Annotated in this window: 24 protein-coding genes; 5 read left to right on the plus strand and 19 right to left on the minus strand. The window is 46.0% G+C overall.

Annotated features, from left to right (window positions below; all coding sequences use genetic code 11):
* Positions 1 to 10 precede the first annotated feature (10 nt).
* Positions 11 to 943 carry a DMT family transporter gene (locus tag MHH46_RS05355; protein ID WP_076130627.1) on the minus strand — a complete coding sequence of 311 codons (933 nt, stop codon included), beginning with the start codon at positions 941 to 943 and terminating at the stop codon, positions 11 to 13.
* A gap of 169 nt (positions 944 to 1,112) precedes the next feature.
* Between MHH46_RS05355 and MHH46_RS05360 the strand changes: the two genes are divergently transcribed.
* Both MHH46_RS05360 and MHH46_RS05365 read left to right on the plus strand, forming a co-directional pair.
* Positions 1,113 to 2,522: a PLP-dependent aminotransferase family protein gene (locus tag MHH46_RS05360; protein ID WP_076130628.1), complete on the plus strand. Its 1,410-nt coding sequence runs from the start codon at positions 1,113 to 1,115 to the stop codon at positions 2,520 to 2,522.
* A 179-nt stretch (positions 2,523 to 2,701) separates the two neighbouring features.
* Positions 2,702 to 3,412 carry a hypothetical protein gene (locus MHH46_RS05365; RefSeq protein ID WP_076195141.1) on the plus strand — a complete coding sequence of 237 codons (711 nt, stop codon included), beginning with the start codon at positions 2,702 to 2,704 and terminating at the stop codon, positions 3,410 to 3,412.
* A gap of 853 nt (positions 3,413 to 4,265) precedes the next feature.
* On the opposite strand, the gene MHH46_RS05370 is transcribed toward MHH46_RS05365, so the two are convergent.
* The 10 genes from MHH46_RS05370 to MHH46_RS05415 form a co-directional block, all read right to left on the minus strand.
* On the minus strand, positions 4,266 to 5,675 hold the full coding sequence (locus MHH46_RS05370; protein ID WP_076130630.1) for a nucleoside recognition domain-containing protein: 1,410 nt from the start codon (positions 5,673 to 5,675) through the stop codon (positions 4,266 to 4,268).
* Positions 5,653 to 6,384: a FeoB small GTPase domain-containing protein gene (locus MHH46_RS05375; protein WP_076130631.1), complete on the minus strand. Its 732-nt coding sequence runs from the start codon at positions 6,382 to 6,384 to the stop codon at positions 5,653 to 5,655. Before MHH46_RS05375 ends, MHH46_RS05370 begins: the two co-directional genes overlap by 23 nt.
* Positions 6,381 to 6,635, minus strand: coding sequence for a FeoA family protein (locus MHH46_RS05380; RefSeq protein WP_036679839.1), 255 nt, complete (start codon positions 6,633 to 6,635; stop codon positions 6,381 to 6,383). The genes MHH46_RS05375 and MHH46_RS05380 overlap by 4 nt, the downstream gene beginning before the upstream one ends.
* A gap of 226 nt (positions 6,636 to 6,861) precedes the next feature.
* Positions 6,862 to 7,320 (minus strand): SRPBCC domain-containing protein, encoded by a 459-nt coding sequence (locus MHH46_RS05385; protein WP_076195143.1) that lies wholly within the window; start codon positions 7,318 to 7,320, stop codon positions 6,862 to 6,864.
* Between the two features lie 105 nt (positions 7,321 to 7,425).
* A complete protein-coding gene (locus MHH46_RS05390; RefSeq protein ID WP_076195145.1) occupies positions 7,426 to 8,382 on the minus strand; it encodes a YafY family protein in 957 nt (318 codons plus the stop codon).
* Positions 8,383 to 8,529: 147 nt separating this feature from the next.
* On the minus strand, positions 8,530 to 10,476 hold the full coding sequence (locus MHH46_RS05395) for an FtsX-like permease family protein (RefSeq protein WP_076195150.1): 1,947 nt from the start codon (positions 10,474 to 10,476) through the stop codon (positions 8,530 to 8,532).
* Positions 10,451 to 11,221, minus strand: coding sequence for an ABC transporter ATP-binding protein (locus MHH46_RS05400; RefSeq protein WP_036679832.1), 771 nt, complete (start codon positions 11,219 to 11,221; stop codon positions 10,451 to 10,453). Before MHH46_RS05400 ends, MHH46_RS05395 begins: the two co-directional genes overlap by 26 nt.
* A 239-nt stretch (positions 11,222 to 11,460) precedes the next feature.
* The gene (locus MHH46_RS05405) at positions 11,461 to 12,459 is read right to left on the minus strand and encodes a HAMP domain-containing sensor histidine kinase (RefSeq protein WP_076195151.1); all 999 of its coding nucleotides are present in this window, start codon (positions 12,457 to 12,459) and stop codon (positions 11,461 to 11,463) included.
* Positions 12,456 to 13,154, minus strand: coding sequence for a response regulator transcription factor (locus MHH46_RS05410; RefSeq protein ID WP_076195152.1), 699 nt, complete (start codon positions 13,152 to 13,154; stop codon positions 12,456 to 12,458). The genes MHH46_RS05405 and MHH46_RS05410 overlap by 4 nt, the downstream gene beginning before the upstream one ends.
* Positions 13,155 to 13,229: 75 nt before the next feature.
* Positions 13,230 to 13,415, minus strand: coding sequence for a hypothetical protein (locus MHH46_RS05415; RefSeq protein WP_179088261.1), 186 nt, complete (start codon positions 13,413 to 13,415; stop codon positions 13,230 to 13,232).
* 1,121 nt (positions 13,416 to 14,536) lie between these two features.
* Here MHH46_RS05415 and MHH46_RS05420 point away from each other — a divergent pair.
* Positions 14,537 to 15,469: a GNAT family N-acetyltransferase gene (locus tag MHH46_RS05420; RefSeq protein WP_179088266.1), complete on the plus strand. Its 933-nt coding sequence runs from the start codon at positions 14,537 to 14,539 to the stop codon at positions 15,467 to 15,469.
* 310 nt (positions 15,470 to 15,779) lie between these two features.
* Here the strand turns inward: MHH46_RS05420 and MHH46_RS05425 are convergent, their stop codons facing one another.
* On the minus strand, positions 15,780 to 16,934 hold the full coding sequence (locus MHH46_RS05425) for a phosphodiester glycosidase family protein (protein ID WP_076195197.1): 1,155 nt from the start codon (positions 16,932 to 16,934) through the stop codon (positions 15,780 to 15,782).
* Positions 16,935 to 17,180: 246 nt separating this feature from the next.
* Between MHH46_RS05425 and MHH46_RS05430 the strand changes: the two genes are divergently transcribed.
* Together MHH46_RS05430 and MHH46_RS05435 are read left to right on the plus strand one after the other, a co-directional pair.
* A complete protein-coding gene (locus tag MHH46_RS05430) occupies positions 17,181 to 17,768 on the plus strand; it encodes a histidine phosphatase family protein (protein ID WP_076195192.1) in 588 nt (195 codons plus the stop codon).
* A gap of 77 nt (positions 17,769 to 17,845) precedes the next feature.
* Entirely contained in the window at positions 17,846 to 18,664 is an 819-nt protein-coding gene (locus MHH46_RS05435) for a GGDEF domain-containing protein (RefSeq protein WP_081388005.1), read from the plus strand.
* Between the two features lie 68 nt (positions 18,665 to 18,732).
* Here the strand turns inward: MHH46_RS05435 and MHH46_RS05440 are convergent, their stop codons facing one another.
* The 7 genes from MHH46_RS05440 to MHH46_RS05470 all read right to left on the minus strand — a co-directional run bounded on the left by MHH46_RS05440 (position 18,733) and on the right by MHH46_RS05470 (position 25,979).
* Positions 18,733 to 19,965: an SLC45 family MFS transporter gene (locus MHH46_RS05440; RefSeq protein WP_036680370.1), complete on the minus strand. Its 1,233-nt coding sequence runs from the start codon at positions 19,963 to 19,965 to the stop codon at positions 18,733 to 18,735.
* Positions 19,966 to 19,969: 4 nt separating this feature from the next.
* The gene (locus tag MHH46_RS05445) at positions 19,970 to 20,707 is read right to left on the minus strand and encodes a glycerophosphodiester phosphodiesterase (protein WP_076195187.1); all 738 of its coding nucleotides are present in this window, start codon (positions 20,705 to 20,707) and stop codon (positions 19,970 to 19,972) included.
* A 102-nt stretch (positions 20,708 to 20,809) separates the two neighbouring features.
* Entirely contained in the window at positions 20,810 to 21,676 is an 867-nt protein-coding gene (locus tag MHH46_RS05450) for an STM4011 family radical SAM protein (protein WP_076195184.1), read from the minus strand.
* Entirely contained in the window at positions 21,673 to 23,022 is a 1,350-nt protein-coding gene (locus MHH46_RS05455; RefSeq protein WP_076195182.1) for an STM4012 family radical SAM protein, read from the minus strand. The genes MHH46_RS05450 and MHH46_RS05455 overlap by 4 nt, the downstream gene beginning before the upstream one ends.
* A gap of 32 nt (positions 23,023 to 23,054) precedes the next feature.
* On the minus strand, positions 23,055 to 23,837 hold the full coding sequence (locus MHH46_RS05460) for an STM4013/SEN3800 family hydrolase (protein WP_076129567.1): 783 nt from the start codon (positions 23,835 to 23,837) through the stop codon (positions 23,055 to 23,057).
* The gene (locus MHH46_RS05465; RefSeq protein WP_076195180.1) at positions 23,837 to 25,126 is read right to left on the minus strand and encodes an STM4014 family protein; all 1,290 of its coding nucleotides are present in this window, start codon (positions 25,124 to 25,126) and stop codon (positions 23,837 to 23,839) included. The genes MHH46_RS05460 and MHH46_RS05465 overlap by 1 nt, the downstream gene beginning before the upstream one ends.
* Before the next feature lie 7 nt (positions 25,127 to 25,133).
* Positions 25,134 to 25,979 (minus strand): STM4015 family protein, encoded by an 846-nt coding sequence (locus MHH46_RS05470; RefSeq protein WP_076129565.1) that lies wholly within the window; start codon positions 25,977 to 25,979, stop codon positions 25,134 to 25,136.
* Positions 25,980 to 26,111: the final 132 nt, after the last annotated feature.

Consider the following 26,111-nt stretch of genomic DNA (forward strand, 5'->3'; position numbering starts at 1 on the left):
ATATAGTACGTCATATATTTGATTTTTTTAACGCAACAGTGTTGATCTTCTTTTTTTGCAGTAATTGCTTTAGAGCATCAGCATTCACTAGGATTGTTCCGGCAATGATGGTGAACACTCCGAGAATCGTAATCCAAGATACGGACTCCTTGTAAAAGAAAAAGCCTACACCCACCGCAATCGGTGGAGAAATATAAAGCCAGGTAGAAGGAAACACTGGGTTGGTCTTAGCTACGAGCCAGTAGAACAAGGTATGGCCGACCATGGAGCCGATAACTGTGAGATAGAGCAGTGAACCTGCTGTTTCGAATGAGAAGAGAAATGCAGGATGTACTTTTTCCGTGGCAAAAGAAAGAATGAATAACAGCGCACCGCCATACATCATTTGAGCCGCATTCAGCGCAATCGGTGAGACCTCAGGCATACTGTTAATTACTTTTTTGGAGTAAATCGCACCTACAGCATAGCAACACTCTCCAATTAGGACTACGGCGCAACCGATGAGCCACAGTGGTGAAATATCAACGGCGAGATTGGGGAGAACCAGCAGCAGTACGCCAGTGAAGCCGATGATGCAGCCATATAGGGAGATGGCGGGTGCTTTTTGCCGAAGAATAGAGGTTTGGAGCAGCAGGATCATGATCGGACCAGTGGCAGAGAGTACAGCTGCAAGCCCTGAAGAAACATATTGTTCAGCCCAGTAGAGACCCGCGAAGGTGCCGAAGGTTAGAGCAGACCCGGTGAACAACATTTCTTTGCGCAACAGCAAGGAGAAGCTGGCTTTACGTTTCCAGACCATCCATAGGAATAGAACAGCGCCCGCGACAAAAAATCTTAAGCCCGCTGAAAAGAAAGGAGGCGCACCGGCATCTACACCGATTTTGATAGCTAGAAAGGTCGTGCCGAAGATCAGACATACAAGTGCATAAGCAAATAAGATCATTTTGAAAAGTCCCCTTTTGTGTGCTTTATAAAATATAAGAATTTATAAGCTGGCATTTTGTTAATCATAAAGGGGAGAGGACAGAACAGATTGCCTTGTGTAGAACAGATTAATTCAGAAATCGTGTACAATATGATTACAAGGTTGTTCGGAGAGGAGTTGTAGCCAGATGAAAAAGGTTGTGGGAGCGGAGCATAATCATCCTTTGTTTCGGCAGGTCTATGAATTTCTATTAAACCGCATGGAGCGAGGGGAATGGGTCGCACATGATAAGCTTCCTTCTATACGGCTGCTGGCGGAGGAGCTTAAGGTACATCGACTGACCGTATTCAAAGCGTACAGACGGTTGACGGAGGATGGAAAGGTTTATGTAAAAGATAAATCAGGATATTACGTGGCACCCATAATCTCGCTTCCTGCTATTGAAGTAGGAGCCGCAGTATCGGCTTATGCGCTCACTAATCCGCTGTCTGATATTCAGAGAGTGCCAGTTAAGTATCAGTTCTCGCAGGCGCTGATTGATCCGGGGCTGCTGCCGAATCTTTTTCTATCTGACTATGTCAAAAAAGTGTTCGATCTATATCCCAAGGTAATGGGAACGTATGCCTCGGTCCAGGGGGATAACGAGCTGCGTGAGACGTTAAGCCACCACTTTCGGAAGCAACATCGGCTGCAGTTAACTTCGGAAGAGCTGCTTATTACCTCGGGTGCGCAGCAGGCGATCAATCTGATTGCCCGGATTGTGCTTGGTCCTCTGGATACGGTGCTTGTGGAGCGGCCTACTTATAGTGTTGCTATGGATATTTTTCGCCGGGAGGGGGCACGGTTGGTTCCGGTAGAGATCACTCCGGAGGGATATGATCTGGAGGAAGTAGAAGCTTTGATGAAAAAGCATAAACCGCGTATGTTCTACATTAATCCAACGCATCACAATCCAACTGGATACACGGTGCCTGTGCAACAGCGCAAGCTGTTGGTAGAACTGGCCGAACGTTATCGCTGTTTACTGGTGGAGGATGACCCGTTCCGCGATATGTATTTTGATGAGGAGCCGCCGCCGCCCTTTTTTGCTTATGATACGGAGGGGTGGGTGATCTATATCAGCAGCTTCAGTAAATATGTAGCCCCTGGCTTACGAATCTGTGCGGTGGCCTGCCGATATCCATTTATGGAGCGTCTAATCACGGCCAAATCACTCGCAGACAATGGCACTCCGCTGCTGAATCAAAAAATATTTCTACATTACTACACCTCCCCACGCTTGCAACAGCATCTCGGTAAGCTGCGCATTGCGCTTCAAGTGCATAAGGAAATTGTAGAAGAGGAGCTGGCGGGGACTGGCTGGGAATGGACGACTCCGCAAGGCGGATTAAATCTATGGGTGAAACTACCGGAGCATCTTACGATGGATCGCCTGTTTGCTTCAAGTATGGCGCAGTCGATCGCTTTTGTTCCTGGGGAGTTATTTGATCCACTGGGGGAAATGAAGTCAAGGCTTCGCCTAAGTTATTCCTTTGCAAGCGAAGGGGTGCTGCGCGAAGGAATACAGCGTTTGATTGGGATCGCGCACAGTTTGTGAGTGGTACAGCAGGTATGGGGGATTAATGAAGAGGATATGAGGAGTTAAAGAGGATTAGAGGAATTAAAGAAGAAGATTAGATTAATTACTGCCGGATAGACTTGTATCACTTGTTTGGAAATTCCTGTAACACTTTCTACGTTTGCTCCGTCTGTAAGGTAGAGAAGGGGGTTATCAAATTGCGAAAGATCAATTTCCGAAAGTTCAATTTCCGAAAGTTCAATTTCCGAAGTCCAATGATGATATTTCTAGGTGTCCTATTAATATTTACGGCTTTGCTGACGGTGCGGCCCTCAGTCACTTACGCCTGTTCCTGTGTTATGCCTGCGGAGCCACTGGAAGCTCTTGAGAAAAGTACAGCTGTCTTTGTCGGGAAAGTAGTGGACATGAAGGAGCCGTCACAGGGGAACATAATTTCTTCTGCTGATCCAGTAAAGGTAACCTTTGAGGTGGATTCCAGCTGGAAAGGGGTCGAGGGAAACCAAGTTACATTGACTACGGCTTTATCTTCTGCAAGCTGCGGCTTTGAGTTTGTGGAAGGGGAAAGTTACATTGTCTATGCTTATGCTAGAGACGGTGGAGAATCTGGTAATCTGGAGGCTAGTTTATGCAGTCGAACTAAGCGGCTAACCGCTGACTCAGTGGATCTGAAAGAGCTGGGACCGGGTATTTCGGCAACGACGCCTACCGCTTCTCCGGAGGTAACCCCGAATAATTCACCGGAGTCAGGAGCTGGGAGTAATGAGCCTGATCAAACGGGTAATTCTGCTGGGGACAGTGATTCCTTTCCTCTTGTTAATGTGGGGATTAGTGGAATAATTATCGTTCTAGCAGCTATAGCTGGGGCTGTTCTATACCGTCGTAGAAATGATGGAACGCGCAAAAAATGACTCTAACTGTAGAGTCACGTCATGTAATGTAATGGTGGGATCAAGTTAGGACGTAAGAGTATATAAGGGGTTGTGATAAAATAAGCGGTCGCTCGGGATAAACATCCGAGCGACCGCTTATTTGTTTGAGAAGACCTTGAGTAACTGGTGTTGGGCTGTGTTGGTGGACCAGTGGTGGAGTATGTTGGTGGGCGAAAAGGTACTGATGCTAATGCTGGTGTGTGCTGAAGGGCGGCGTAGGTCTAGAGTTGGTATGTGTGGAAGGGCGATGCAGGTCTAGTGCTGGTGCTGGTGCTCAAGTGTAGCTCGGAACCATCTAGAATCAATAATTAGGGAAATCCTCCCTGATTTTATCGTGTTTTACTCATTAATAGCGATAATTGGGGAATTCCTCCCTAAAATTCTGCGGAAATTGCCCTTTTTGCCTATAATCGGCTAATTATTAGGGAGAAATTCCGCAAAAAGTCCAATGTGTGCTTATAAAGATCGATTATCAGGGAGAAATTCCGCAAAAAGTTTAACGCGCGCCTATAAAGTTCGAATTTGAGGGAGAATCTCCTTAAATATCAGTTCAAGGAGGGCAGAATTTTGTGAAGCAAATTCTAGTTATTGTTGGTGTTGCAAAGTGAAGCAAGATGAACTCTAGATATTGTAGGGTGTTGCAAAGGGAAGCAAGTTGAACTTTAGATTGTAAGGTAAAGTAAGGTGAATTCCGTGTAGCAAGGTTAATTTGGGTGATGTGATTAAGGTGAATTTAGTGAGTTAATGATGAATTTTTGCGATGTAAGTTGAAATCTGTTGAAGTCAGTTGTGATGTCACTTGAGTTTAGATCGCAAGCCTACCTCACCCTCGTCACACCCACCCAAATAACCGGGCAAGCTGAGCGACAGCAAAGGTTACTCCGATGGCGATACCCAGCGGAATGACTGCTGAGAGAACGGCCCACTTCATGCTTTTTGTTTCCTTGTAAATGTTCACGAGTGTCGTACCACAAGGATAGTGGAGCAGGGAGAACAGCATCATGTTGAGTGCGGTCAGCCAGGTCCAGCCATGTGAGAGAAAGACATCTTTGATACTGCCTAAGCTGTCGATATCAACCATAGCGCCTGAGGACATATAGCCCATAAGCAGGATAGGCAATACGATTTCATTCGCAGGAAGTCCAAGAATAAAGGCCATGATGATAAAGCCATCCATGCCAAGCAAATGTGCGAACGGATCAAAGAATGCAGCCATATGATTCAGTACAGAATCGCCGCCAATAAACAGATTGCCTAGAATCCAAGTGATAATCCCGGCAGGGGCAGCAACGACGATAGCCCGAGTAAGTACGTTAAGGGACTTATCTTTGGAGGAAATAAGTATGGTCTTCCAGATTTGTGGACGGCGGTAGGGAGGAAGCTCCAATGTGTAATGTGTGGGAACCCCACGCAGCGCAGTTTTGGACATGACCCAGGAAACGGTTAAGGTAACAATGATGCCGATTAGAACCATTCCCATTAGGACGGAGGCAGTGGTGAATGTACGAAGCGCGCCTGTCGTAGCGGCTCCTGCCATAAATAAGGAAGACAATAAAATCAGCGTGGGCCAGCGGCCGTTGCAAGGGACAAAATTGTTGGTCAGTATAGCCAGCATTCGTTCACGCGGCGATTCGATGATTCGTGTGGAGAGGATAGCGGCCGCGTTACAGCCGAAGCCCATGGACATGGTTAAAGCTTGCTTGCCATGACCACCTGATTTTTTGAACAGTCGGTCCATGTTAAACGCAACGCGTGGCAGATACCCGAAATTCTCAAGCAGAGCGAATACGGGGAAAAAGATCATCATCGGTGGCAGCATGACACTGATTACCCATGAGGTGCCTCGATACAAGCCAAGCACAAACACGCCGTGCAGCCAAGCTGGGGCATGGAGAGCCTCAAATCCCGCTGTCAGATATCCTTCGATGAAGCCAAAGAAGGAAGCGAGCCAGCTAGAAGGGTAGTTAGCCCCGGCAATCGTAATCCAGAATACGACACCGAGAATGGCGAGCATGATGGGAAAACCCCAAATTTTGGAGGTCACGATATTATCCAGCTTATAAGTGCTGTTCAGTTTCTTCTTATCCCGATAAGTAACTGCATCTCCGCAGATGCCTGCGGATACGCCATATATACCACTGACAATCTCATCCCGAATGGCTCCGCCGTCAGCGAGCTTTTTTGCGGTGGACAATAGGGAATCTAGAGCGTCAGATCCCTTAGTGATAGGCAGTGACTCCATGGCCGATGACCTCCTTTGCTTCGGGTAAATCCTTGCTTTTCATATGCTCTTTAAGTGAAGTAAGCAGGCTGTCATCACCGTCCAATAAGCGCAGTGCAATCCAGCGAGCGGGATATTTGGTACCGATGGTTTGCTCTACCAATGGTGTAAGCTCGGCAATTCCCCGTTCGATCTCTTCGTTGTAACTAATCCGCAGCGGCTGCGCTGTGAATGAGCCTGTAGCCACTCGCTCCACTTGATCCAATAAGGCATCGATCCCTATTTTATTGCGTGCCGATATCGCAACGACGGGTACGCCGAGACGTTTGGAGATACTCTTCAGGTTGATGTCGATGCCCAGCTTACGTGCTTCATCAATGAGGTTGATGCAGACAACCGCGCGTCCGGTAATCTCCAGTACTTGCAAGGCAAGATTGAGATTACGTTCCAGCGAAGTAGCGTCAAGCACTACAAGTGTCACGTCTGGCTGTTCAAAAATAATATAATCTCTAGCCGCTTCTTCATCCGCGGAATTTGAGTATAGGGAGTACGTTCCTGGTAAATCTACCGCGAGGTATGAATGGTTATTGTGTTTGAATTCGCCTTCGGCAGTAATGACGGTTTTACCTGCCCAGTTTCCAGTATGCTGTCGCATGCCGGTTAGCAGGTTGAATAGTGTGCTTTTTCCGGTGTTAGGATTGCCTGCAAAAGCGACGGTGAACTGACTCATGCTTCTACACCTCCAATTAATTCTCCGAATATTAAAGAACTTTCTTCTCTACGCAATGCAATGGTCGTATTGCTTACCCGAAAAGCTATAGGATCTCCTAATGGACTACGCCGCAACACCTCTACGATATTCCCGACTACGAACCCGAGGTCCAGTAATCTTCTTCTAAGCACACCTTGAACTTCAATGTCGCTGATGCGCAGCGTGCTACCCTTTGCAGCCTCTGATAAAGGAATAGTTGTTCCAGTCATGAGATCCCTTCTTTCATTTATATTTTTACCGCCTACGGTTTTTATTTTGTGTATTAGAACATTTCTTGTAGTCTGGCACAACATTAGTATATGGCAACAACTTTGTCCCTGCAACAAGAATGTTTCCCTTAGGCAAAATAAAATTAAGCAAAAAAAGCCCCTGACGAAAGAGGGCTTGTACGCTCTTTTCCGCAGGGTTGAGCTTAATTCTTAATTAACATTAAAATTACGACCAGCTGCCAAAATCAAGTGTACGTCCGGTCTCGACCAAGGTTTTAATATTACTCAGAACCTGCCACCAGGCGTTGATACTGCCAGCATATGAAGGATCATCAGGATGCCATTCATCGTGGATAAGCGTAAGCTTAGTAGTTCCGCCCACCGCTTCAAGCAGCCAAGATATACGCGATTCATATCTTTCTGTACCCTTATGATAGGAGGGGCCGACCTTATGCGTGAAACGAAACGCTTTTTGTGGAGTGAACTCCAGCAGAGTCCCATATACATGTATCGTTTCATCGCCATCTGCACCGGGACCAACATATTCCAGCAATTCACCTTCTTTAAAAGTGGATTGGATTACGCTCCCGTAGTAAATCTGTTTAGTACCTTCGGGAGAGATCAAAGTCTCCCATACCTGCTCAGGTGTTCCGCCAATATAAAATTCATAGTGAAGTTCTTTCATTCCTTATTCCTCCTTGGTTTGTACAATCATTTATTCCCTTAGACTTATTTACACTATACAAAAGGATCACTGACAACTACGGTCAGTGATCCTAAAATAATCATTTTAAGTTTTATAATAAGCTGCCAGATCGGTAGCTATAGCGGACAGCTTTTGTTTCAGAGCTAAAGGCTCTAGGATTCGTAGTGTTGATCCATAAGGCAACAAGAAGTAAGGCGCATAAGTCAGTAAGGAGGTCTCATCGACTTGAAAACGGGCTTGTCCGTCAATGCGCTGCACCAGCGCATGTCCAAACAGCCAATGACTGCATAGATCGTTCAGGATTCCTTCATCGGCGGCGATGACTACTGCTATGAGTTTCTCTGGAGTATTTGGTGTGGGCAGCAAGCTTTTTAACAAAAAATCACGTGCAGAGAAGTCAGCAGGACGGGCAAACAGAGCTTCTGTGCGGTGCAGTTCAGTTATTCTATCGACTCGGAAAGACCGAATTTCTTGCCTCTGATGGCAATAAGCAACGGTGTACCATTGCCCTTTCCACAGGACAAGTCCATAAGGATCAATAGCGCGGGAAGAAATCGTCTCCCCGTTTCCCTTCCGATATTCCATCTGGAGGGTATGTCCGTTCGCCGTCGCTAATTCAAGCTCTTGCAGTAGGTGGGGAAGCGGCGCAGCAGGGGAGTGGATGGTTTCTATCCCGCTCTCATGACGCTCCATCTGTTCTAATTGCTGCGCATTGCTGTACCGTTTCAGTTTGGCGATTGCTTGATCTAGAGCTTCTACATAAGGATATCCAGTTCCCCGCGCAAAGGAGGCGGCTTGCAGGAGGGAACGTTGTTCGTCGGAGTCAAAGAATAACGGGACCTCGGAAAAATGCTCCGGAAGGCTATAGCCACCACCAGGTCCACTATCCGCGATAATGGGTACGCCACTGATGCATAACGCGTCGATGTAACGATAGACAGAGCGGACACTGATCTCTAGCGCTTCTGCTAGTTCCCCGGCGGTTCTTCCCCGTTGCTTGAGCATCCAGAGAATGGATAACAGGTGATCAGCCTTGGACATAAATCAGGAACCTCCTTGCCTCATTAATTAGTAATAGCTCACTAACTATAGCAAATTGCCTATTGATCAGCTAGAGAACCTTTTGGTGCTGCCATAAGTTCCAAGCCGCGAAGTACATCCAGGGTTACGATTCTTTTCAACATGGTGTTACACCATTATTTTCTTGAGACTATGAATGTACCGTGATCTCGCAATAAGGAAATAGATAGTTTGCACAACCAGAAATACAGCAGATGTAGTAAGCACGGGCACAGTTACATTTGTGATATTAATCTGTTTCAGTATCGGGCGTATCACGACAAGGGTCTGAATGGTGGCAATAATAATCGGAATATAGAAAAGCACAGAAATCTGTTTGGTAGCAGAAGCTGACATTTCTTTAGTACTTAAACCGATTTTGGACAAAGCATTATACATTTGCTTATCTGTATTGAGCTCAGTATGAAGCTTAAAAAAGAGAAAGCTGGCCGATGAAAGCGAGAAGATCAGTGCGATAAAAATCCCTATAAAGCTAAGCATGGCGGCTCCCTGTTTGGTCGATAGATAGCTGTCTGCTCGCGATCCCAGTATAGAGCTGTATTGATGGTTAGCCTTGTTAGCGGCTTTATTCCATTGGATAAGGTCTCTGGTGACAACAGCTTCAGCTGAGCTGTCATTAGGTGTAGGACCGTCCCATGCAGGGATTTTGTATAGATATTTCACATAAGGTCTCGTGTACTTCTCTGTTGAATTAGAAATCTTATGATATAAGTTGTCATCTACGATTAGAAGTGAGGTGGCCATTGGATCTACTGGATGTACCTTTGGTGTTCGTAATTCTTTTAACATCAGTTCCTCATCTTTTTGAACCTTCAAATGAATCGCTCGATTAGCAGCATAATTCTGTGAATCCATATGTGGGTTCAGCAGCAATACAGCTTCTTTTTCAGACAAGGGTCCAACCTCGGACACATCCATCTGTAAGCCCAGTTGATTGAACTGTGAGCGGGAGATCAGATCAATTCCAAGTATTATTTCCTTATCGATTCCTTGAATCGAAGCAGAGATTAGATCTACTTTATTCTCTGTATACTCGACTTTAGCATTCTTTAATTTAGTGTGAATGGGCTCTAAATCTGGTGCTTCATCCTTCGGATCATAAATCGTATAACTCACAGCGAATGGGGATTTTTTATAGAGGTCTGAGTTCGCTTGATTAATCGATAAAAGAATTCCCGAAGCCATACAGGCAAGCGAGGTAACCACAGTTACAAGGAACAGCATTCTTGCATTGTCTTTAATCTTATAACTCATCTCGGAAATCCACAGCAGATTGGTTCCGCGCCACAACCGTTTGCGTCTTAGTTTTAGTAGGCGAATGCCCAATACAGATAACTGAGAGTAGAAAAAGTAGGTTCCAGCGATACCTGTGACAGCGGCGACTAACAGTGAGGACGGGGACAATTGCTTCCAAATCGCGAGAGCGCCGACGGTCAACAGTAGAAGCCCAAAGAGCGAGAACAACAAGGAGACACGGGGTTCTTTTTTAGGTTTAACATTTCCCTTAAGCAGTTCAAGAACTTGATGTTTACGAATGAACAATAATGTGAAGATCGAAATGACCAGAAATAATGAAATGAAAGAGATAGAAGTAATCATTAACGCCTTCATTGGCCAATAAAAGGGCAGTGGCTCCATGCCCATAATTGTCGTGCTTAGCAGCAAGAATAACTTGGATAAAAGCATGCCGAAAGACACACCTGTTACTATAGAGAGCAGTCCGATCAGCATGTTTTCTATAAGAATCAGCTTGTTGATCTGGCCAGGGCGTGCGCCTAAAATCATCAGTATGCCGAACTCCAGATTACGCATTTTCAGAAATGCGCTAATCGAATATAGTACGAAAAAGAACGCAAAGATAAACACAATGTAAGAAGCAATTTGCATGCCGGAGGCTGAATTCGCACCCAGCGCGATGTTCGTAATACTAGGGTGATAAATAAAGACTGAATAAGAGAAAAAGATCATGACCATAAAAGCACTGCTTAAGAAAAAAGCAAAATAAGCGCGCGAATTACGGCGTACATTATTAAACGCGAATTGAGGAAAGTTCATGACTATTCCCTCCCCAGAATGAAAGTGTATCGATAATCTTTTGGAAGAAGGCCTGACGGTTATCTCCCCGGTGAATTTCCGCTGCTAGTTTGCCGTCTTTTATAAAAACAATTCGGTTGCAGTAGCTCGCTGCCAGTGGATCATGTGTTACGAGCATTAGCGTGGTGCCTTCTTTGTGGTTAATATCTTCCAGCGATTCCATCACCATCCGCGAAGAATTGGAGTCAAGCGCACCCGTAGGCTCATCGGCCAATATAATCGAAGGAGAGGTGATGATCGCCCGGGCAATTGCGGTCCGCTGACGTTGTCCCCCTGAAATTTCATAGGTGCGTTTGCTCAGAATATCGGTAATGTTTAAGCGTTCAGCGACTCTTTGAAGCAAGATTTCCATCTGTGAGAGCTTACGGTTATCCAAAGTCAGGGGCAGCACAATATTTTCGGCGACGGTTAACGTCTCAAGCAGGTTGAAGTCCTGAAACACAAAGCCTAGCTGTTTTCGGCGAAAGTGGGCGAGCTCTTTTTTATTCAAAAGATAAGGGTTGCTGCCATTGATATTCACTTCGCCAGAGGACGGCTGGTCGATTGTGGATACCATATTGAGCAGTGTTGTTTTACCGCTACCAGACGGTCCCATAATTCCGACAAATTCACCTTTTTCAATATTAAGATGAATATCGGTGAGGGCTTGGGTCACTATTTTGCCGGGGTATACCTTATGAAGTCCTTTGACTTCCAATACGTTCATATCATTCATTCCTTCCAATACAAAAATGATTTCATCCGCCTTATTCGGGGAACGGGTTATGTATATAATTTATAAGATCGAGAGATTAGCTGCTATGGATTTACCTTAAGGTTTCCTTACAGAGACGTTAAGGTTATGTTCGCCTTTCTCCTTGTGGAGAATGGGTTGAGAGATAAGTAGCCTATAAAGAAGAAGGAGGCTTCAAAGCCATGAATAATGACGATGAAGTCCCCTCAATATTATTTCTGTAGATGATCACTGTTGCTAAAAATAAGTCGCACGCGGGTCCCTTCCCCGAGCCGGGACTGAATATCCACCTTGTGTTCGAGCCGGTTGCAAATCTCCCGGACGAGATACAGCCCCATCCCTGTCGATTCATGATAATGTCGTCCGCGGTCACCCGTAAAGTAGGGATTAAAGACCCGCTTCAGATCCTCAGGAGAAATGCCGATCCCTTGATCGGTAATATCCAGAATCGTGTCGGTGCCCACACGCTGAGCTGAGAGGGTAACGGTCTTGCCAGTACCGGAGGTATAGTTTACGGCATTGGTTAAGATTTGGGCCAGCATAAACATTAACCATTTAGCATCGCTATATACCGCGAGATTGGCATCCGCCTGTACATCTACTTTTATACCCCGGCGTATGAATAGTCTGCGATTTTCGGCTACCGCCTCACTAACGGTTTTGCGCAGAAGTAACGGTTCAACTTGAAAATCATTTTCAAATCGGTCAAGTCTTGAAGTGTAGATAACCATCTCCAGCCCTCCGCGCAGACGTTCCAGTTCCTCCTGAATACTTGCGGCAGCCTCCTCTTCAAGATCCTTTAGCGTAAGCTGAATTACAGAGAGCGGGGTCTTCATTTGATGAACCCAGCGATTCATGAATACGATATGCTGATCCATCTGGCGCGCATGCGCATTCACTTGCTCCTGATACTGGCGGTCAATCAGCTGCAATAACTCATGGATAGCTTCTGAAAGAGGAGTGTCTCCTAAGGAAACAAGATGTTTTTGGAGCATGTCCATAGGTTCGCTTAATGCTGCATACAATCTCCGGTGCTGAACGTATCGGTAGCCTAGATATAGCAATAGAACTACGGTACTCAAGGCGATTCCATAAAGCATGATAGAGATCGGTCTGTTCTCACCAGACAGCCAATACAGCAAAGGGATAAGCAGCATCTGAAGCAGATAGAATAGGATCAGAGAGATCTGGTCTCTCCAAAAAAGCCTCATGGCGTATCCTTAGAAACATTAAGCCGATAGCCAGCGCCTCTTACGGTTTCCACAATGTCGCCAAGACCGAGATCCTTGAGCTTTTTGCGGACACGGGTTATGTAGACATTTAATGTATTGTCATCTATGAAATGCTGATCCTTCCACATGAGATCGAGCAGACGCTCCCGGTTAACCACTCGTCCTTCCTTAAGCAGTAAAGCTTCCAGTAGAACCGCTTCCTTTTGGGTTAGCTCACTCGTGTGCCCGTCGTATTGGATCATATATCGTTCAGGATAGAGGATTAAACTTCCAGATTGGAGTTTATGCTCTTCTTGAGTCTGTGAGTATGAACCGTATGCTCTACGTATGTGGCTGCGGATTTTGGCAAGTACAACCTCATAGTGAAAAGGCTTAGTGATATAATCGTCCCCGCCATTCTCAAGCGCCATCACCTGATCCATTCCACTATCCCGTGCAGAAATGAACAGAATCGGGCAGAGTGAGAGGGAACGAATCTGGCGGCACCAGTAGAACCCATCGTATTTAGGCAGATTGACGTCCAGTAAGATAAGGTCAGCCGAGCTTTCATTAAAAGTCTCCAGCACTCTGTTGAAATCCTCTACAATAATTGTATGGAACCCATATTTCGATAGGTACGTGCTCAGCAAGCTTGCCAGCTTGGCATCGTCCTCTATGATTAGAATCGTCTCCATATTTTCACTCCTTTGTTCAGTTATACAGTAACATGGACAAGGAAAATTATGCAAAAAGAGTACTCTTATTCGTGGTCAACGTAAGAATCTAGCTAGACTTACCGAAGGGGAATTTGGCTGATCTAAGCCTAGCTGATCTAGCTCTAGCTGACCTAGCTGTAGCTGGTCTAGCTCTAGCTGATCTAGCTTTAGCTGATCTAGCTCTAAGCAATCCAGATTTCGCTCAAGCGGATTATCCAGACTTAATTGCACTTTGTACACTTATTTCTGCGTAGATCGTCCCTAGAAGCCGTTTAGTTGCACTTCGTGCAGCTAAAAAGGGTGAATTCGGTGCAATTAAAGGAAAACCGGAAATCTAACTGCACGAAATACAACTAACTATCTTTTGAAGGAGCATTCTGAGGAAATAGTTGCACTAAATGCAGTTAACGGATGCGTGGAGCTCATAATTATCGCTTGAAAAAGCTTGATCAGTGACTATTTCCTCCGGAAGAAGATCGCCCACTCCAAAGCTTTCTCTAATTGCACTTTGTACACTTATTTCTGAGTAGATAGTCCTTAGAAGCCATTTAATTGCACTTCGTGCAACTAAAAAGGGTGAATCTAGTGGAATTAAAGGAAAACCAGAAATTTAACTGCACGAAATACAACTAACTATCTTTTGAAGGAGCATTCTGAGGAAATAGTTGCACTAAATGCAGTTAACGGATGCGTGGAGCTCATAATTATCGCTTGAGAAAGCTTGACCAGTGACTCTTTCCTTCGGAAGAAGAACGCCCACTCAACAAACTTACTCTAATTGCATTTTGTACACTTATTTCTGCGTAGATCGTCCCTAGAAGCCGTTTAGTTGCACTTCGTGCAGCTAAAAAGGGTGAATCTAGTGGAATTAAAGGAAAACCAGAAATTTAACTGCACGAAATACAACTAACTATCTTTTGAAGGAGCATTCTGAGGAATAGTTGCACTAAATGCAGTTAACGGATGCGTGGAGCTCATAATTATCGCTTGAAAAAGCTTGATCAGTGACTATTTCCTCCGGAAGAAGATCGCCCACTCCAAAGCTTTCTCTAATTGCACTTTGTACACTTATTTCTCCGTAAATAGTCCCTAGAATCCATTTAATTGCACTCTGTGCAACTAAAAAGGGTGAATTCGGTGCAATTAAAGGAAAACCAGAAATTTAACTGCACGAAATACAACTAACTATCTTTTGAAGGAGCATTCTGAGGAATAGTTGCACTAAATGCAGTTAACGGATGCGTGGAGCTCATAATTTCCACTCGAGAAATGTTTGTTTTGTGAACGTACGGATCATATTCGGTAGTATAAAATAATAATAACTAATTATGATATATGCTTCATTTTGCTTCCCCCTTAATATGAAATTTAAGAGAGGGGCGTGGAAAATGAACTTTAATTTTAGAAGCTACCGTTCTGAAGATCTGCTAAAGGTACGTCATTTTCTTATACAAAGTTATAGTAAGCTAAAGACTCCAAATACCTGGCTTATAGACCGCTGGGAATTTGTTATTTTTTTTCAGGAGACGAGAAGTGGAACGCTGGAGCAGTGGGAACAAAAAGTGGGCTTATGGGAGTATGACAATGGAGAGCTTGCAGCTGTAGTGTGCAGGGACGATGGGTTCTATTTTCAGTGTGCTGAGATGAATCCTCCGGAAAAATTACTTGAAGAAATGTTTGCTTTTGCTGAACAAAAAGCTGAGGAAGAGAACGGTGGTTACGTAGAGCTGTATGTGCCAATACCGGAGAATATGACCTCTGCGGCGGAGGTTGCTCGTAAGAGGGGGTATCATCAAACGGGTGGTAAGGAAAGCGTAAACTCCTTGCGATTGGATAAGGAATTTCCTGTGGAGCTCCCCTCTGGCTTTAGAATATGCAGCGGAGATGAGATCGAGGTTACTGCAAAAGCGCTCGGACATATCATGGCCTTCGACTATGCAGAAACGGCGGAGGCAGAGCTCACGCTGCTACATTATGGGAATATGAGTAACGCTCCAAGCTATAATCCGCAGCTCGATCTTAGCGTTGTGAATGACGCGGGCGAAGTGGTTTCCTTTTGTAATATTTTTTGGGACAGCAGCAATAGAATTGGTGCTCTGGAGCCTGTAGGCACATCCATTAATTATCGAAAGCTGGGACTGGGACGGGCGGTTCTACACGAAGGATTTAACCGTTTAAAACAACTCGGAGCTAGTAAAGTTTACGTAGGTTCGATGCAGCCTTTCTACGAGAAATTGGGCTTTACTACAGAAGTTTGGTTGCAGGTGTGGGAATATTCAGGTCACACGGATTAAGTTGCACCGGCTGCCCCTAACATTGGATCTGTCAGCAGTATCTAAACTGGCAACGTTTTATGAAAAATCCCCTTGATGGGTAAGTCATCAAGGGGATTTTTGGGTTTGAGCTCGGCAATCATATGCTGCACAGTAATCTCATACGTCGCACAGCAATCATACCGCCATAGCAATTATGCGCTGCAAACTGCCTCTGATTGCACTTTGTACAATAGAATCGTATATTCTTAGTAGCCGAAGCCGAGCAGTAGCTGAGCCGAGCCAAATCACAAAGCTCAGCACTCGCAACTAGCCGTCTGGCCAAGAGATTTTATTGATATTTGACTACAATCGCATTGCTGATCTGACGCCCAGGGGACGTAAGATATTTGCCGTTGTAGTAGAGCCCGCTGGATGCACCACCATCCAGATTCATGGCTTGATACGCTCCAGCTTGCTTCATCATTTCTGCCAGCTGTGGGATGGTGGCTCCACCAGTGGTCAGCAGAATGAGCTTATGGTCACGTGTTAATCCGAGCGCGCTGCGGGCTCCGCCGCCGGTTAAGATTTTCGGATCCTTGAAGCCTTCTGCCGCGACATTAAGGGATACCTTACCGTTCACAAGAAGACGCGGGCCGGCTTGAAGAGCTCCTTCCATGGAGCCGGAAGCGAAGCGGCTTGTGAAATCCAGCCCAGGAATCAGTGACGCCAGATGGTTGCTGTCATAGGTAAAAATCGTCCGGCGATCCCCAGAGCTATTTTTAAGCATTTTTCCGCCGCTGACAATGTAACCGTATGGAGCTTTGTATGCTCCTTTTGTATAGGCATCAAAAAATGTTCCGTTAATCGCAACTACGGCATTATTACGTTTAGCCAGACTGCTTAGGTCCTCCACTTTTCCGACCGTATTTCCAGCCAGTACGACATCAAGTTTCACCTTAGGATGCAGCAGGGACACTGTAACCGTCTGGGCTTTGAAGGATCTGCCGCCAACTTTGAAGGTTTTACTAGCGCTGACAACTGGTGAAGAATCCGCTTTGATTAGTGCGCCGGACTGTACAGGAACAGTGGTTGCAATATCATTACTCTTAAGGGTTAATGAAGAGGCTTCCTTATCCCAAGTTAATTGAATGCCAAGCGTTGTGCTGATAAAAGACAACGGGATATATACCGTGCCATTATCACTGAAAGCAAGATCAGTTAGCGTAACCGACTTTTCATTGACGAGCGCAGCGGTTTGACCTAATGTAAGCGTTATGGTGGTGTCTGCATTCGTAATGCTTATACGTTTTTCGTTAGGATTCCATACAGACTGTATACCAGTGAAGCTATTTAAGAGACGCAGTGGTATGTATGAATGGTTATTCTTGTCCACATAGACGGTGTTTTTAGGAACTGGTGTTGCACCAACAGTGGATGGGCAAGTGGCGACAAGCGGAACGAGCAGTAAGAAGGTAAGAAACAGAGTGGACCCTAGCTTTTTCATCATAAACAATTACTCCTTATCTTGTAGCTGTTGTAAAAAACGACAAGGTTTATTATACCTCATGTTCAAAAACTTGGATAACCTTTATTTTTAAATATTCATAGGGTGAATCTGATAGAATATAGATTATATTATTTATATTAGCACTGAAATTGCACTGAGATTAGCACTATAAGTAGCACTATAACTAGCACAATAACCAGCATCACAATTGCCACTAGACTCAATAGCTAAAAGGAGATTTTTATGACTACGATAGGTTTAATTCGCCATGGAAGTACCGCGTGGAATAAAGAAGGCAGAGTGCAAGGGCATACGGATAATTCATTGGATGCTGAAGGCCTGCAACAGGCACAACTACTGGCTGAACGTCTTAGCACAGAACAATGGGATTACATATATTCAAGTGATTTACTCAGAGCGCGGCAAACGGCAGAGGTTATTGCAGAAAGATTAGGCCTTGAGATCACGGGTTTAGCGCCGGGCATTCGAGAGATGTATGCGGGACTTATTGAAGGAACTACGCAGCAAGAGCGGATTGAACGATGGGGAACCGATTGGAAGACGTTAGATTTGGGTTTGGAAACTCCAGAAGCCAGCGAGCTCAGAGGCAGCGAAGTGATTGAAGAAATTGCGGCGAGACATCCAGGCAGTCATATTCTGATCGTTAGCCATGGTGCAATTTTACGCAGTAGCCTTAGAAGACTACTTCCAGAACTGGACGGCACAGTATTATTGAACAATACGTCAATTACGCGAATAACAAAATCCGAATCGGGTGGCTCCTGGAACTGCGAGTTATATAATTGTGCGCGGCATTTGGAGAAAGAGTAAGTGTTCAGATAATGTTCAGAGCTTTTTTATATATTGGTATCGCAGTACAGTAAGCTAATTATTTGTAGTTCAGAAGGATGTGCGAATTAAAGGTGGTAGAGGTTCAGATTTATTTACAAACGTTAATGTCCATTATCATCGCAGGGGTTGTAGGTTATTTAGTATTGAGATTTTACCGGGATGTTGCTAGTAAGGAACCAAAACAAAGAGCAGTTTACACGGGCCTTTCCATTATAACTATTGTCTTTGGATTGTGGGCAATGCATCAGCTAGGCAAAAAAACCTTAGAAGAAACTATAGAGGTCAATGGGGGGATTTTCACTCCGTTATTGATATACGCGCTTACGATAGCTGTTTTAATGTTTTTGCTTACACGGCTGAACCTTGTTTTGGCGGAAAGAGAGCAGCTTAAGGAACTTGCCTATAAGGATGGCTTAACGGGGCTCTTAAACAAGAATGGAATGGATCACTTTTGGGATCGCTGCAAAGTAAATGAGCAACTAGCCGTATTGTTTATGGATTTGAACCGGTTCAAATCAATCAATGACAGCTTAGGACATCATGTGGGCGATTTACTGCTGCAAGAGGTGGGAGGAAGGTTAAGTCAATTCTCCAGCAAAAGAAAACGCCATATTTTCCGCATAGGCGGCGATGAATTTGTGATTGTAGCTAAAGGCTGCAATCAGAAGGAAGCGGAGCAGTTAGCGGTGCAGATTCTGGAGAAGACGACCAGACATTATCAGCTGGGAGAGCACAACCTCTTTGTATCTGCGAGCATAGGCATCAGCATTAGTCATGGCAAGGTGGATCATTTCAGGCTGCTGCACGAAGCAGATACAGCGATGTACACCGCCAAACAGCTGGGTACAGGTCGTTATTCAGTTTATAAAAATTAGTTTGTTAAGTGTAAAATATAAGCGTCAGCCCTGGACATAAATAGATGTCTAAGGCTGACGCTTTTTTTTTAGGCTCCCGGTGTGTGAAACTTGTGGGGGACTTGCTTGCGTCCCTTCATCAAGAAGAGGCAGAGCAGGGCAACCGCCATACTAATCGCTGCTACATAGAACAGGATGGAGTAATCAAAAATATCAATCATTAGCCCCAGCAAAGGTGGCGAGCTGATCGCTGCCAGTGAAGAGACCAAATAATACATCCCTGTTCGAGTACCGATACTCTCCTCAGTTCCCGTTGCAACAACATAAGGATAAGAGTTGATGTTGATACAAGCCCAGAAGATTCCTCCTGTCAGGAGTAAAGCTCGAAGCACCAGCAGGTCCTGTGCAAACCCAACAAGCGCAAAGACCGTCATCAGGCCACATACGCCGACGATAATGATCTTCTTTTTCCCGAATCGCCCACCCAGCCAACCGCTCGGAATAGCGAACAGCACAAAGGCAAGGGAGAAGAAGGTAAGGGAGAAGGAGGCTGCTTGTTCACTGAGGCCCAGATGGTTTTTTCCATACAATGTAAACAAGGTTTCGACCCCTTGATAAGCTACAAACCAGAAGAAAATCGCTGCCAGTAGAAAGACTGTAGTACGATCCAGCTGGCCGCGAAAGGAGACTCTGGAAGGCTTAACTATCGTCGCAGAAGGGCTCCCCGCTGTATCGGATAGAAGCGTAGGGCTTATATTCACACCATCCCGTTTTTCTTTGATGAAGCGCGATACGATAAATAGACATAACAGGGTAATCAGTCCAGCAACGAGAAATGGCAGCGCAGGATTTGATTTATAGAGGATCGAACCCACGCCGAAAGCCAGAATTGATCCGAATCCACCCATGAAATTAATTAATCCGTTAGCCTTTGTACGCTGCTCTTCAGGTGTTATGTCGGGCATGAGAGCGACGGTAGGGGAACGGTATAAACTCATGGCTAAATTCATCAGCATCATAAATAAAAGCAGTGTAAATAGTCCGGTATGAAACGGAATCAGCATAGTCAGCACGGCAGCGAAGGGCATACCGATCATAAGATAAGGCATTCTGCGTCCAAAACGCGAGGTCGTGCGGTCACTCCGATTACCGATCCAAGGCTGCAAGAATAAGGCGAAGTAATTATCAATCGTCATCATGAAGCTGATTAGGGCTACACTATGTACATATTTTTCGAGGAAAAAAGGTACAAATGCGTTATACAGACTCCATGTAATGCTGATGCTGAAAAAGCCGAATCCGAGCAGCCAGACTTTTTTCACACCATCACACTCCCTTGTCAGCCAGAAGTCCAGCGAGTAGGTCTGGATGATCGGTAATAATGCCTGATACACCAGCTTCAATTAAATATTTCATCCGCTCGGGATCGTTAACGGTCCAAGGATGGTAGGCGACGCCATGCTTCGCCGCTTCTTCGACGAATTCAGGCAGTACCGCAAAATGATACGCATGCAACGCAGTCGCTCCAAGTGTAGCTGCATAGTCCCAAGGACGATACAAGCCTTCCCCGTATAGAATTCCTGTTCTGATCTCCGGTGCCAGCGACTGACAGTAAGCTAGTGAATAATGGTTGAAGCTCGAAAAAATGACGCGATCGCTCATCTTGAAATCACGTACGGCCGCGATCACTTTTTCCTCCATACCCGGATATAAAAAAGTGCCATTTTTAAGCTCGATATTTAGGATGGTATCTCTACCTTGCAGCAGATCTAATAAATCTTCCAGCAATGGAAGGCGCTCATCTTTGAATTCAGGTCCGAACCATGAGCCTGCGTCCACTTCCAGTAGTTCTGCGAGTGTATGATCCTTCACATAGCCGGTTCCGCTTGTTGTGCGGTTTAGAGTTTCATCATGAATGAGGACTAGGCCGCCATCCTTGGTCATTTGTACATCAGTTTCTATTCCGGTTGCACCCAGCTCAAGACCTTTGCGAAATGCTACCATAGTATTTTCTGGACACACTGCCGACGCTCCACGATGCGCAAAATTAATGATGTTGTTCATAAGTTATTGTCCCTCCAACTTTAGTGTTTGCTATGCCCCTATAGATGGGGGCTACTTGTCATATTCCACAGAGAGTAAAGAAACCCTGTCTGGAATTTTAAATCAGTTATTCATAGCGCCATACGGGATTCGTTCCAAAAGTCCAGCTTCATAGATGCTCCGCAGCTTCAGCTCGGGCATATGAATATAACCGATATAACAATCGCATACCTTCATTCGGCAGCTTCTAACCGCAGAGAGACCCTCTAGCCCATCACGGTAAAGATTGCCTATGACCCCTCTGTCCTTGTAGCAGCGTTTCACAAGCCCAGCGCCCTGTACGTAAAAAACATCTTTTCCTGCATTGCAGGCTTGGCCAAGGCTTTCATAATCCATAGCATTCACAGAAAAATGTGGATCAATCTCGCTAAGGAAGACAAAATCCTCAGCTGTATAATAATCAGGTTTATCTTTGTAAGCATTGACCCATAAGTACACGTTCTCTGGTAACGCAGAACGAAGTGAAGCTATAGCTGAAAAAGCGCTGCGTATTCCAACGCTTCCCACACTAAATGGAACGTCGTTCTCATATAAAGTCAAACATTGCGCCAGAAATTTATCCTCCCGCACTTGTCCGGGGTGGTAGGTGGCCCAAAAGGCCACTTTTTTACGATTCAGCTGGGAGATGAAATCCAGGTTGGCAGATAGGTTGGTCTGAATCGCTACCTTCTCTACATGGTCCATATTGGAGAGGGCAATCATTGCTTCTTTGTACCAGCGATGAATCAGCCCTTCGCCATAGGGATTAAAAAATATAGAAAGCCGATGACCTGCCGCACCTTGCTCAGAGGCCCACGCTACAAAGGCTTCCAGCCCCTGGCGGTCCTTGGCGAGCGTAGCTGCGCTGTCTCTTGTTTTGCCAAAAGGACAATAGGGGCAATCATAGTTGCAGGACGTGAGGGAACCGCGGTAGTAGAGAACCGCATTCATGGCAATACGAACCTTTCCATCTGCTCTCGGATCTCCCCAGAAATAAACCAATCCCCAATCGAATCAGAGTAACCCATCCCTTCGGTGGTAAGGCGCAGGATGCCATCTTCCTCTTGCCCAAGACCGGAATGAAGCAGGTTGGACAGCTCAGGATAATCGCTCCAGAGCGATTGATCGAAACGCTGGCTGTAATCTTCAAGCTTCAGCCCTTCGCTATGTAGAATCGCCTTCAGAATAAAGCGGCGTTTCTGTTCTTCAAGACTCAGCACAATCCCGTAATCCGCAGTATCGTAACGATCCGTCGCCACGTAATCAGCAATAATGCTCTCGGTTGCTTTACGGCTTACCCCATAACGGGAAGCGTAATGCACATGGCGGGTGTAGGATCTTGCTCCGCAGCCCAATCCGACCATTCCTTCTTCTTGGCAGCTATAATCGAGAATGGGTTTAGCTGTTCCTGCGTCTTCCTTGGCGAAACGACGCATGGAGTATTGGCGATATCCTCTCGCTCTAAGCAGCTGCCCAGCGGCTTTGTAGCAATCTAGGCGAATATCGTCCTGACGCTGGATATCACCAGGCTTCACAATCGTATGCTCACGGGTGTAGAGCGGATAGATGAAAATTTCCTCTGGCTCAAAGCTGATCGCTTGATTGAGCGAATATAGCCAAGAGTCGACCGTCTGCCCCGGAAGCCCGTAGATCAGATCTAAATTTAGTATGGGAAAATCATATTTCCCCAGCAGATCTAGTGCCCGATATACCTCATCCGGATTTTGTGGGCGATAGATGGCCGCCGATTCAGCAGCGACAAAACTTTGGATGCCCATGCTGACCCGATCCACCGTATACTCTTTTAGAATATTCAGCTTCTCTTCGGTAATCGTCTCCGGTGAAGTTTCCACTGAGATGGAGGCTGTATTTGTGTCCAGTCCCATCGTATCAACGGCAATGTGAAACAAGCGGCGGAGCTGATCTGCTGCCAGCAGGGTGGGAGTTCCACCGCCGATCGCAAAACGCGCATAAGGTTTATGTCTGGTGAATTCCGCCCATTGCTTTGCTTGGCGTTCCAGGGCATCCACGTATGTGGCATGAACATTTGCGCGTTTATCAGGCAGGGTAAATAGGTTGCAGAATCCGCAGCGTGCGCCACAAAACGGAATATGCATATATAGAAAGAAAGATTCCGCAGGCTCATCACGCCAGAGTGTTTCTAGCGGCATCGGAGGCTGCAAATCCCTGTAAGCCGTTTTGTGTGGATAGGAATACAGATAAGAACGGTAAGGGTGAGCAGTAATGCTGTCTTTCCACTTGTGAAGCTCTTCTAAAGAGAAGGACGATAACGTCATATCAGTTCTCCATCCTTTCCTTGTTATAAATATTATAAAATAAACTCCCGATAAGGGACGTTCCATACCGTCTCGTGGGCAAGGCGATGCCCCTGATAGCCATCTTCCCCATAAGCGGTTCCATGATCTGAAAAAGCCAGGCAGAAGACAGGATTGCCGCGTTCCCGGAACGCATCGAACAACCGGCCCAGTTCACCGTCCACATAACGAAGAGCGGCGCGCTGGCTGTCTACGGAGTCTTTTTTAGCACCAGGTACAAAATAATGATTTGGTCCGTGAATGGCAGAGACGTTGAGGAACATAAACAATCTTTGCTCGCTAGGAGTATCCTTTAGCAGCTTCAAGGCATGGTTCACCTGATGCTCTGTGGAACGCGGATTGGTCACACCGAAGGTCATCCGCCAGTAGCTTTGCTGGAAATAGCTTGGCAACACACGAGCGAGTGGATTTTTTTTGGTGAAAAAAATAACACCTCCAATACAAACCGTGCGATAGCCCTCGGCAGCAAGTCCTGACACGATATCCGGCGTATCGAACAGCCATGTATGAGGATGCGTCTTCATTCCGGTATTTCGGGAATGGAACATACGGATATGCTCAGTCTTATCCGTTGTAGCTGGAGTAGGCAAGAAGCCGCCGAAAAAAGCGTGATGGGCCGCATAAGTAAAGCTGCCGGGAGTATGTCTTTTCTCCCAGGATCCCGTTCCGCACAGGTTCGGGCAGTTCGCTTCCTCCATAGTAGCTGCATCGTATCGAAGGGTATCAAGTGTGATCATTAGAATGTCATGGGTGCCAACGATAGTGTTCATATCCATTAAGAGGATCCTTCCTTTATAAGCGGTGTTGAGGGATGAGTAATATAGTCTCTGGCGGTCAATACCTTCATTTCCCATTCGTAGGTGCTGCAGCCACGGTATTTTACATCGTACAGCAAATCGCCAAATGGATTAACATCGGCGACAAAACACTGCTGCGATCCTCCAGATATCAGCACGTCTATCCCGGCAACTCCAGAACGGGGAAATGCCGCCAGCGCTTGCAACGCGGTATTTCGTACCTGCTCCTGTATGAATTCTGATAAACCGGCTTCTGAAGGAGACATCCGCTGGCTGCGTAAATGCAGATTCGTAATTGGGGTGGAACTTACACGAGCAATTGCATGACAGGCCTCGCGGAGAACCACGAGCTGGCGGATATCGAAGGCTTTGCCGTTATGGCCGATCTTAGGGATCCATTGCTCGGCATAACCACCATGCCGATAAATCCAGTTAATAATGCCGGAGATCGTGGCGGTATCTGTGTATCGCCGCAGTTTACCGGAATTATAGTAAATGGGCGGTCGGGTGATGTAATTCTCGACCCCCACTGTAGTTAAGGCAACTTCGGCACCTGTAACGGGATGGAGCTGATAGGCGATCACCCCGGAAGCGGCAGAGCCGAAGGCTAGCTTAATGAATACCCGGTGCATTCGCCGGGAGATCATCATCTCACGGAGAGAGGCATAGTCGGTAGGCTGTTGTTCCTCGCCTAATGGACGAGGAATAGTGATGCCTGCCTCACTCAGAATCTGTTGTGCCCGCCGTTTATCGGTCATGGCCGCAATGTCAGCGGGGTCATTTAACCATAGCGAGCCTGGACAAACCTCTTTGGCTTCGCGCTGTAGTCTAGCCAGCATGCGGCAATAACCGCGGAACCATTGCGAAGGATGATGCAGGACACCCTGCATCTCCTTCAATTGATGGGCTACCTTCACACGGAGTGGGCGCGGATCAGGTCTTTCAGCGTAGGGATGCAGCGAATCGTCAACATCAACGGCATCAGGTGCGCCAAGAGCGATTAAGGCACGTTCTACTTCAAAGCTGCTGCCAGGCGATTCCAATCTCAGCAGCGGGGGAGCCGCACTGAGATCTATTCCGTTATAAACAGCCGGCTGGCTGGATAACTGCTGCTTCTGCACTTCCAGCAGATCACCTAACGATTGGCCTTGCAGAAATTCAGCGTACGATAAAATGATGGCAGGTGGCATTCCGAGATCGGAACGTGCTTGCTGAATGCCGCTAGTCCGTTTATCCCCAGGAATACCGATAACGATCATCGGCCGCATAGGGGGCTCACTCTGTGATGGAAGGATAACGCCAGTCTTCCTCATCATCGCTTTCCTGTTTGTCGCTGACATCGACAGGTAATCCACTCTGCTGCCACCGGCTGATCATCTCGTCGGACATAAAATGATGGCTTAGATTCAATGCTTTTAGTCCCTTGATTCTCTCGCTGGCAAGAAGCAATTCAGCACCTTCGTCGCTGAGGGTACCCAGAGATAGATCTAGCGTATCCAGCTGATCTAAGATAGGCGCATTTGCTACTGCACCGGCGATTTCATCTTGTATTTCGCTATTTTTTAATCCCAGATAGGTAAGTTTAGGGAACTTTCCTACTTCTATAAGAGGTAGAATATCTGCGAGGCTTCCGTCAAAGCCGTAGTTATCTACGCCAAGATAGAGTTCCAGCTTGCGTAAATTCGGCAATTGGCTGGCTGCAATATTTTCAAGTACGGCTTTACTTAAGCCGCCGCTAATAATTATCAGTTCCTCCAGCTTGTCATGCTTTAGCTCTGAGAGGCTCAGCTCATTCCCACCTTGAATCGTGAGTGATTGTAATTCTGGAAAAGCAGGGAGCAGCGGTGATAGATCGCTTTGGGTAATCCATGAAATCTCGCATTCCTCATAGCCCATCTCACCAATAAAAAGCTTGCGTAAAGCCGGGAAGCTGGCGCTATGCGTAACCAGTGCCTCTACAACCTCTTCCGAGCTATTCTCGTAGGCTTGCCCCCAATCACCGATAATTAGGCTGGTCAGCGACGCACCTTCAGGGCTGCTGCTTAACTTCTCAATTGCTTCGCCAATTCTTTGACCTTCTTCGAATTCGTCGTATCCAATACTAAGCTTTACTTCCGTCATGGGTGTTCCCTCCCGGAAAAATTTAACTTCGAAAATACCCTATCATCTGTAGCCGAGGGAGTCAAATAGCTGAATATAACTATAGTTAAACTCTCCATATTATTGAGGTGAAATTTTGTGGTAGGTTTATAC

It is taken from the genome of Paenibacillus sp. FSL H8-0175 (assembly GCF_045040615.1).
Taxonomy (GTDB): domain Bacteria; phylum Bacillota; class Bacilli; order Paenibacillales; family Paenibacillaceae; genus Paenibacillus_AQ; species Paenibacillus_AQ odorifer.

Coding starts and splice junctions, on each gene's coding strand:
- MHH46_RS05355 (WP_076130627.1), bottom strand. CDS start 943: ATGATCTTATTTGCTTATGCACTTGTATGTCTGATCTTCGGCACGACC.
- MHH46_RS05360 (WP_076130628.1), top strand. CDS start 1,113: ATGAAAAAGGTTGTGGGAGCGGAGCATAATCATCCTTTGTTTCGGCAG.
- MHH46_RS05370 (WP_076130630.1), bottom strand. CDS start 5,675: ATGGAGTCACTGCCTATCACTAAGGGATCTGACGCTCTAGATTCCCTA.
- MHH46_RS05375 (WP_076130631.1), bottom strand. CDS start 6,384: ATGAGTCAGTTCACCGTCGCTTTTGCAGGCAATCCTAACACCGGAAAA.
- MHH46_RS05380 (WP_036679839.1), bottom strand. CDS start 6,635: ATGACTGGAACAACTATTCCTTTATCAGAGGCTGCAAAGGGTAGCACG.
- MHH46_RS05385 (WP_076195143.1), bottom strand. CDS start 7,320: ATGAAAGAACTTCACTATGAATTTTATATTGGCGGAACACCTGAGCAG.
- MHH46_RS05390 (WP_076195145.1), bottom strand. CDS start 8,382: ATGTCCAAGGCTGATCACCTGTTATCCATTCTCTGGATGCTCAAGCAA.
- MHH46_RS05395 (WP_076195150.1), bottom strand. CDS start 10,476: ATGAACTTTCCTCAATTCGCGTTTAATAATGTACGCCGTAATTCGCGC.
- MHH46_RS05400 (WP_036679832.1), bottom strand. CDS start 11,221: ATGAACGTATTGGAAGTCAAAGGACTTCATAAGGTATACCCCGGCAAA.
- MHH46_RS05405 (WP_076195151.1), bottom strand. CDS start 12,459: ATGAGGCTTTTTTGGAGAGACCAGATCTCTCTGATCCTATTCTATCTG.
- MHH46_RS05410 (WP_076195152.1), bottom strand. CDS start 13,154: ATGGAGACGATTCTAATCATAGAGGACGATGCCAAGCTGGCAAGCTTG.
- MHH46_RS05420 (WP_179088266.1), top strand. CDS start 14,537: ATGAAATTTAAGAGAGGGGCGTGGAAAATGAACTTTAATTTTAGAAGC.
- MHH46_RS05425 (WP_076195197.1), bottom strand. CDS start 16,934: ATGAAAAAGCTAGGGTCCACTCTGTTTCTTACCTTCTTACTGCTCGTT.
- MHH46_RS05430 (WP_076195192.1), top strand. CDS start 17,181: ATGACTACGATAGGTTTAATTCGCCATGGAAGTACCGCGTGGAATAAA.
- MHH46_RS05435 (WP_081388005.1), top strand. CDS start 17,846: ATGTGCGAATTAAAGGTGGTAGAGGTTCAGATTTATTTACAAACGTTA.
- MHH46_RS05445 (WP_076195187.1), bottom strand. CDS start 20,707: ATGAACAACATCATTAATTTTGCGCATCGTGGAGCGTCGGCAGTGTGT.
- MHH46_RS05450 (WP_076195184.1), bottom strand. CDS start 21,676: ATGAATGCGGTTCTCTACTACCGCGGTTCCCTCACGTCCTGCAACTAT.
- MHH46_RS05455 (WP_076195182.1), bottom strand. CDS start 23,022: ATGACGTTATCGTCCTTCTCTTTAGAAGAGCTTCACAAGTGGAAAGAC.
- MHH46_RS05460 (WP_076129567.1), bottom strand. CDS start 23,837: ATGGATATGAACACTATCGTTGGCACCCATGACATTCTAATGATCACA.
- MHH46_RS05465 (WP_076195180.1), bottom strand. CDS start 25,126: ATGCGGCCGATGATCGTTATCGGTATTCCTGGGGATAAACGGACTAGC.
- MHH46_RS05470 (WP_076129565.1), bottom strand. CDS start 25,979: ATGACGGAAGTAAAGCTTAGTATTGGATACGACGAATTCGAAGAAGGT.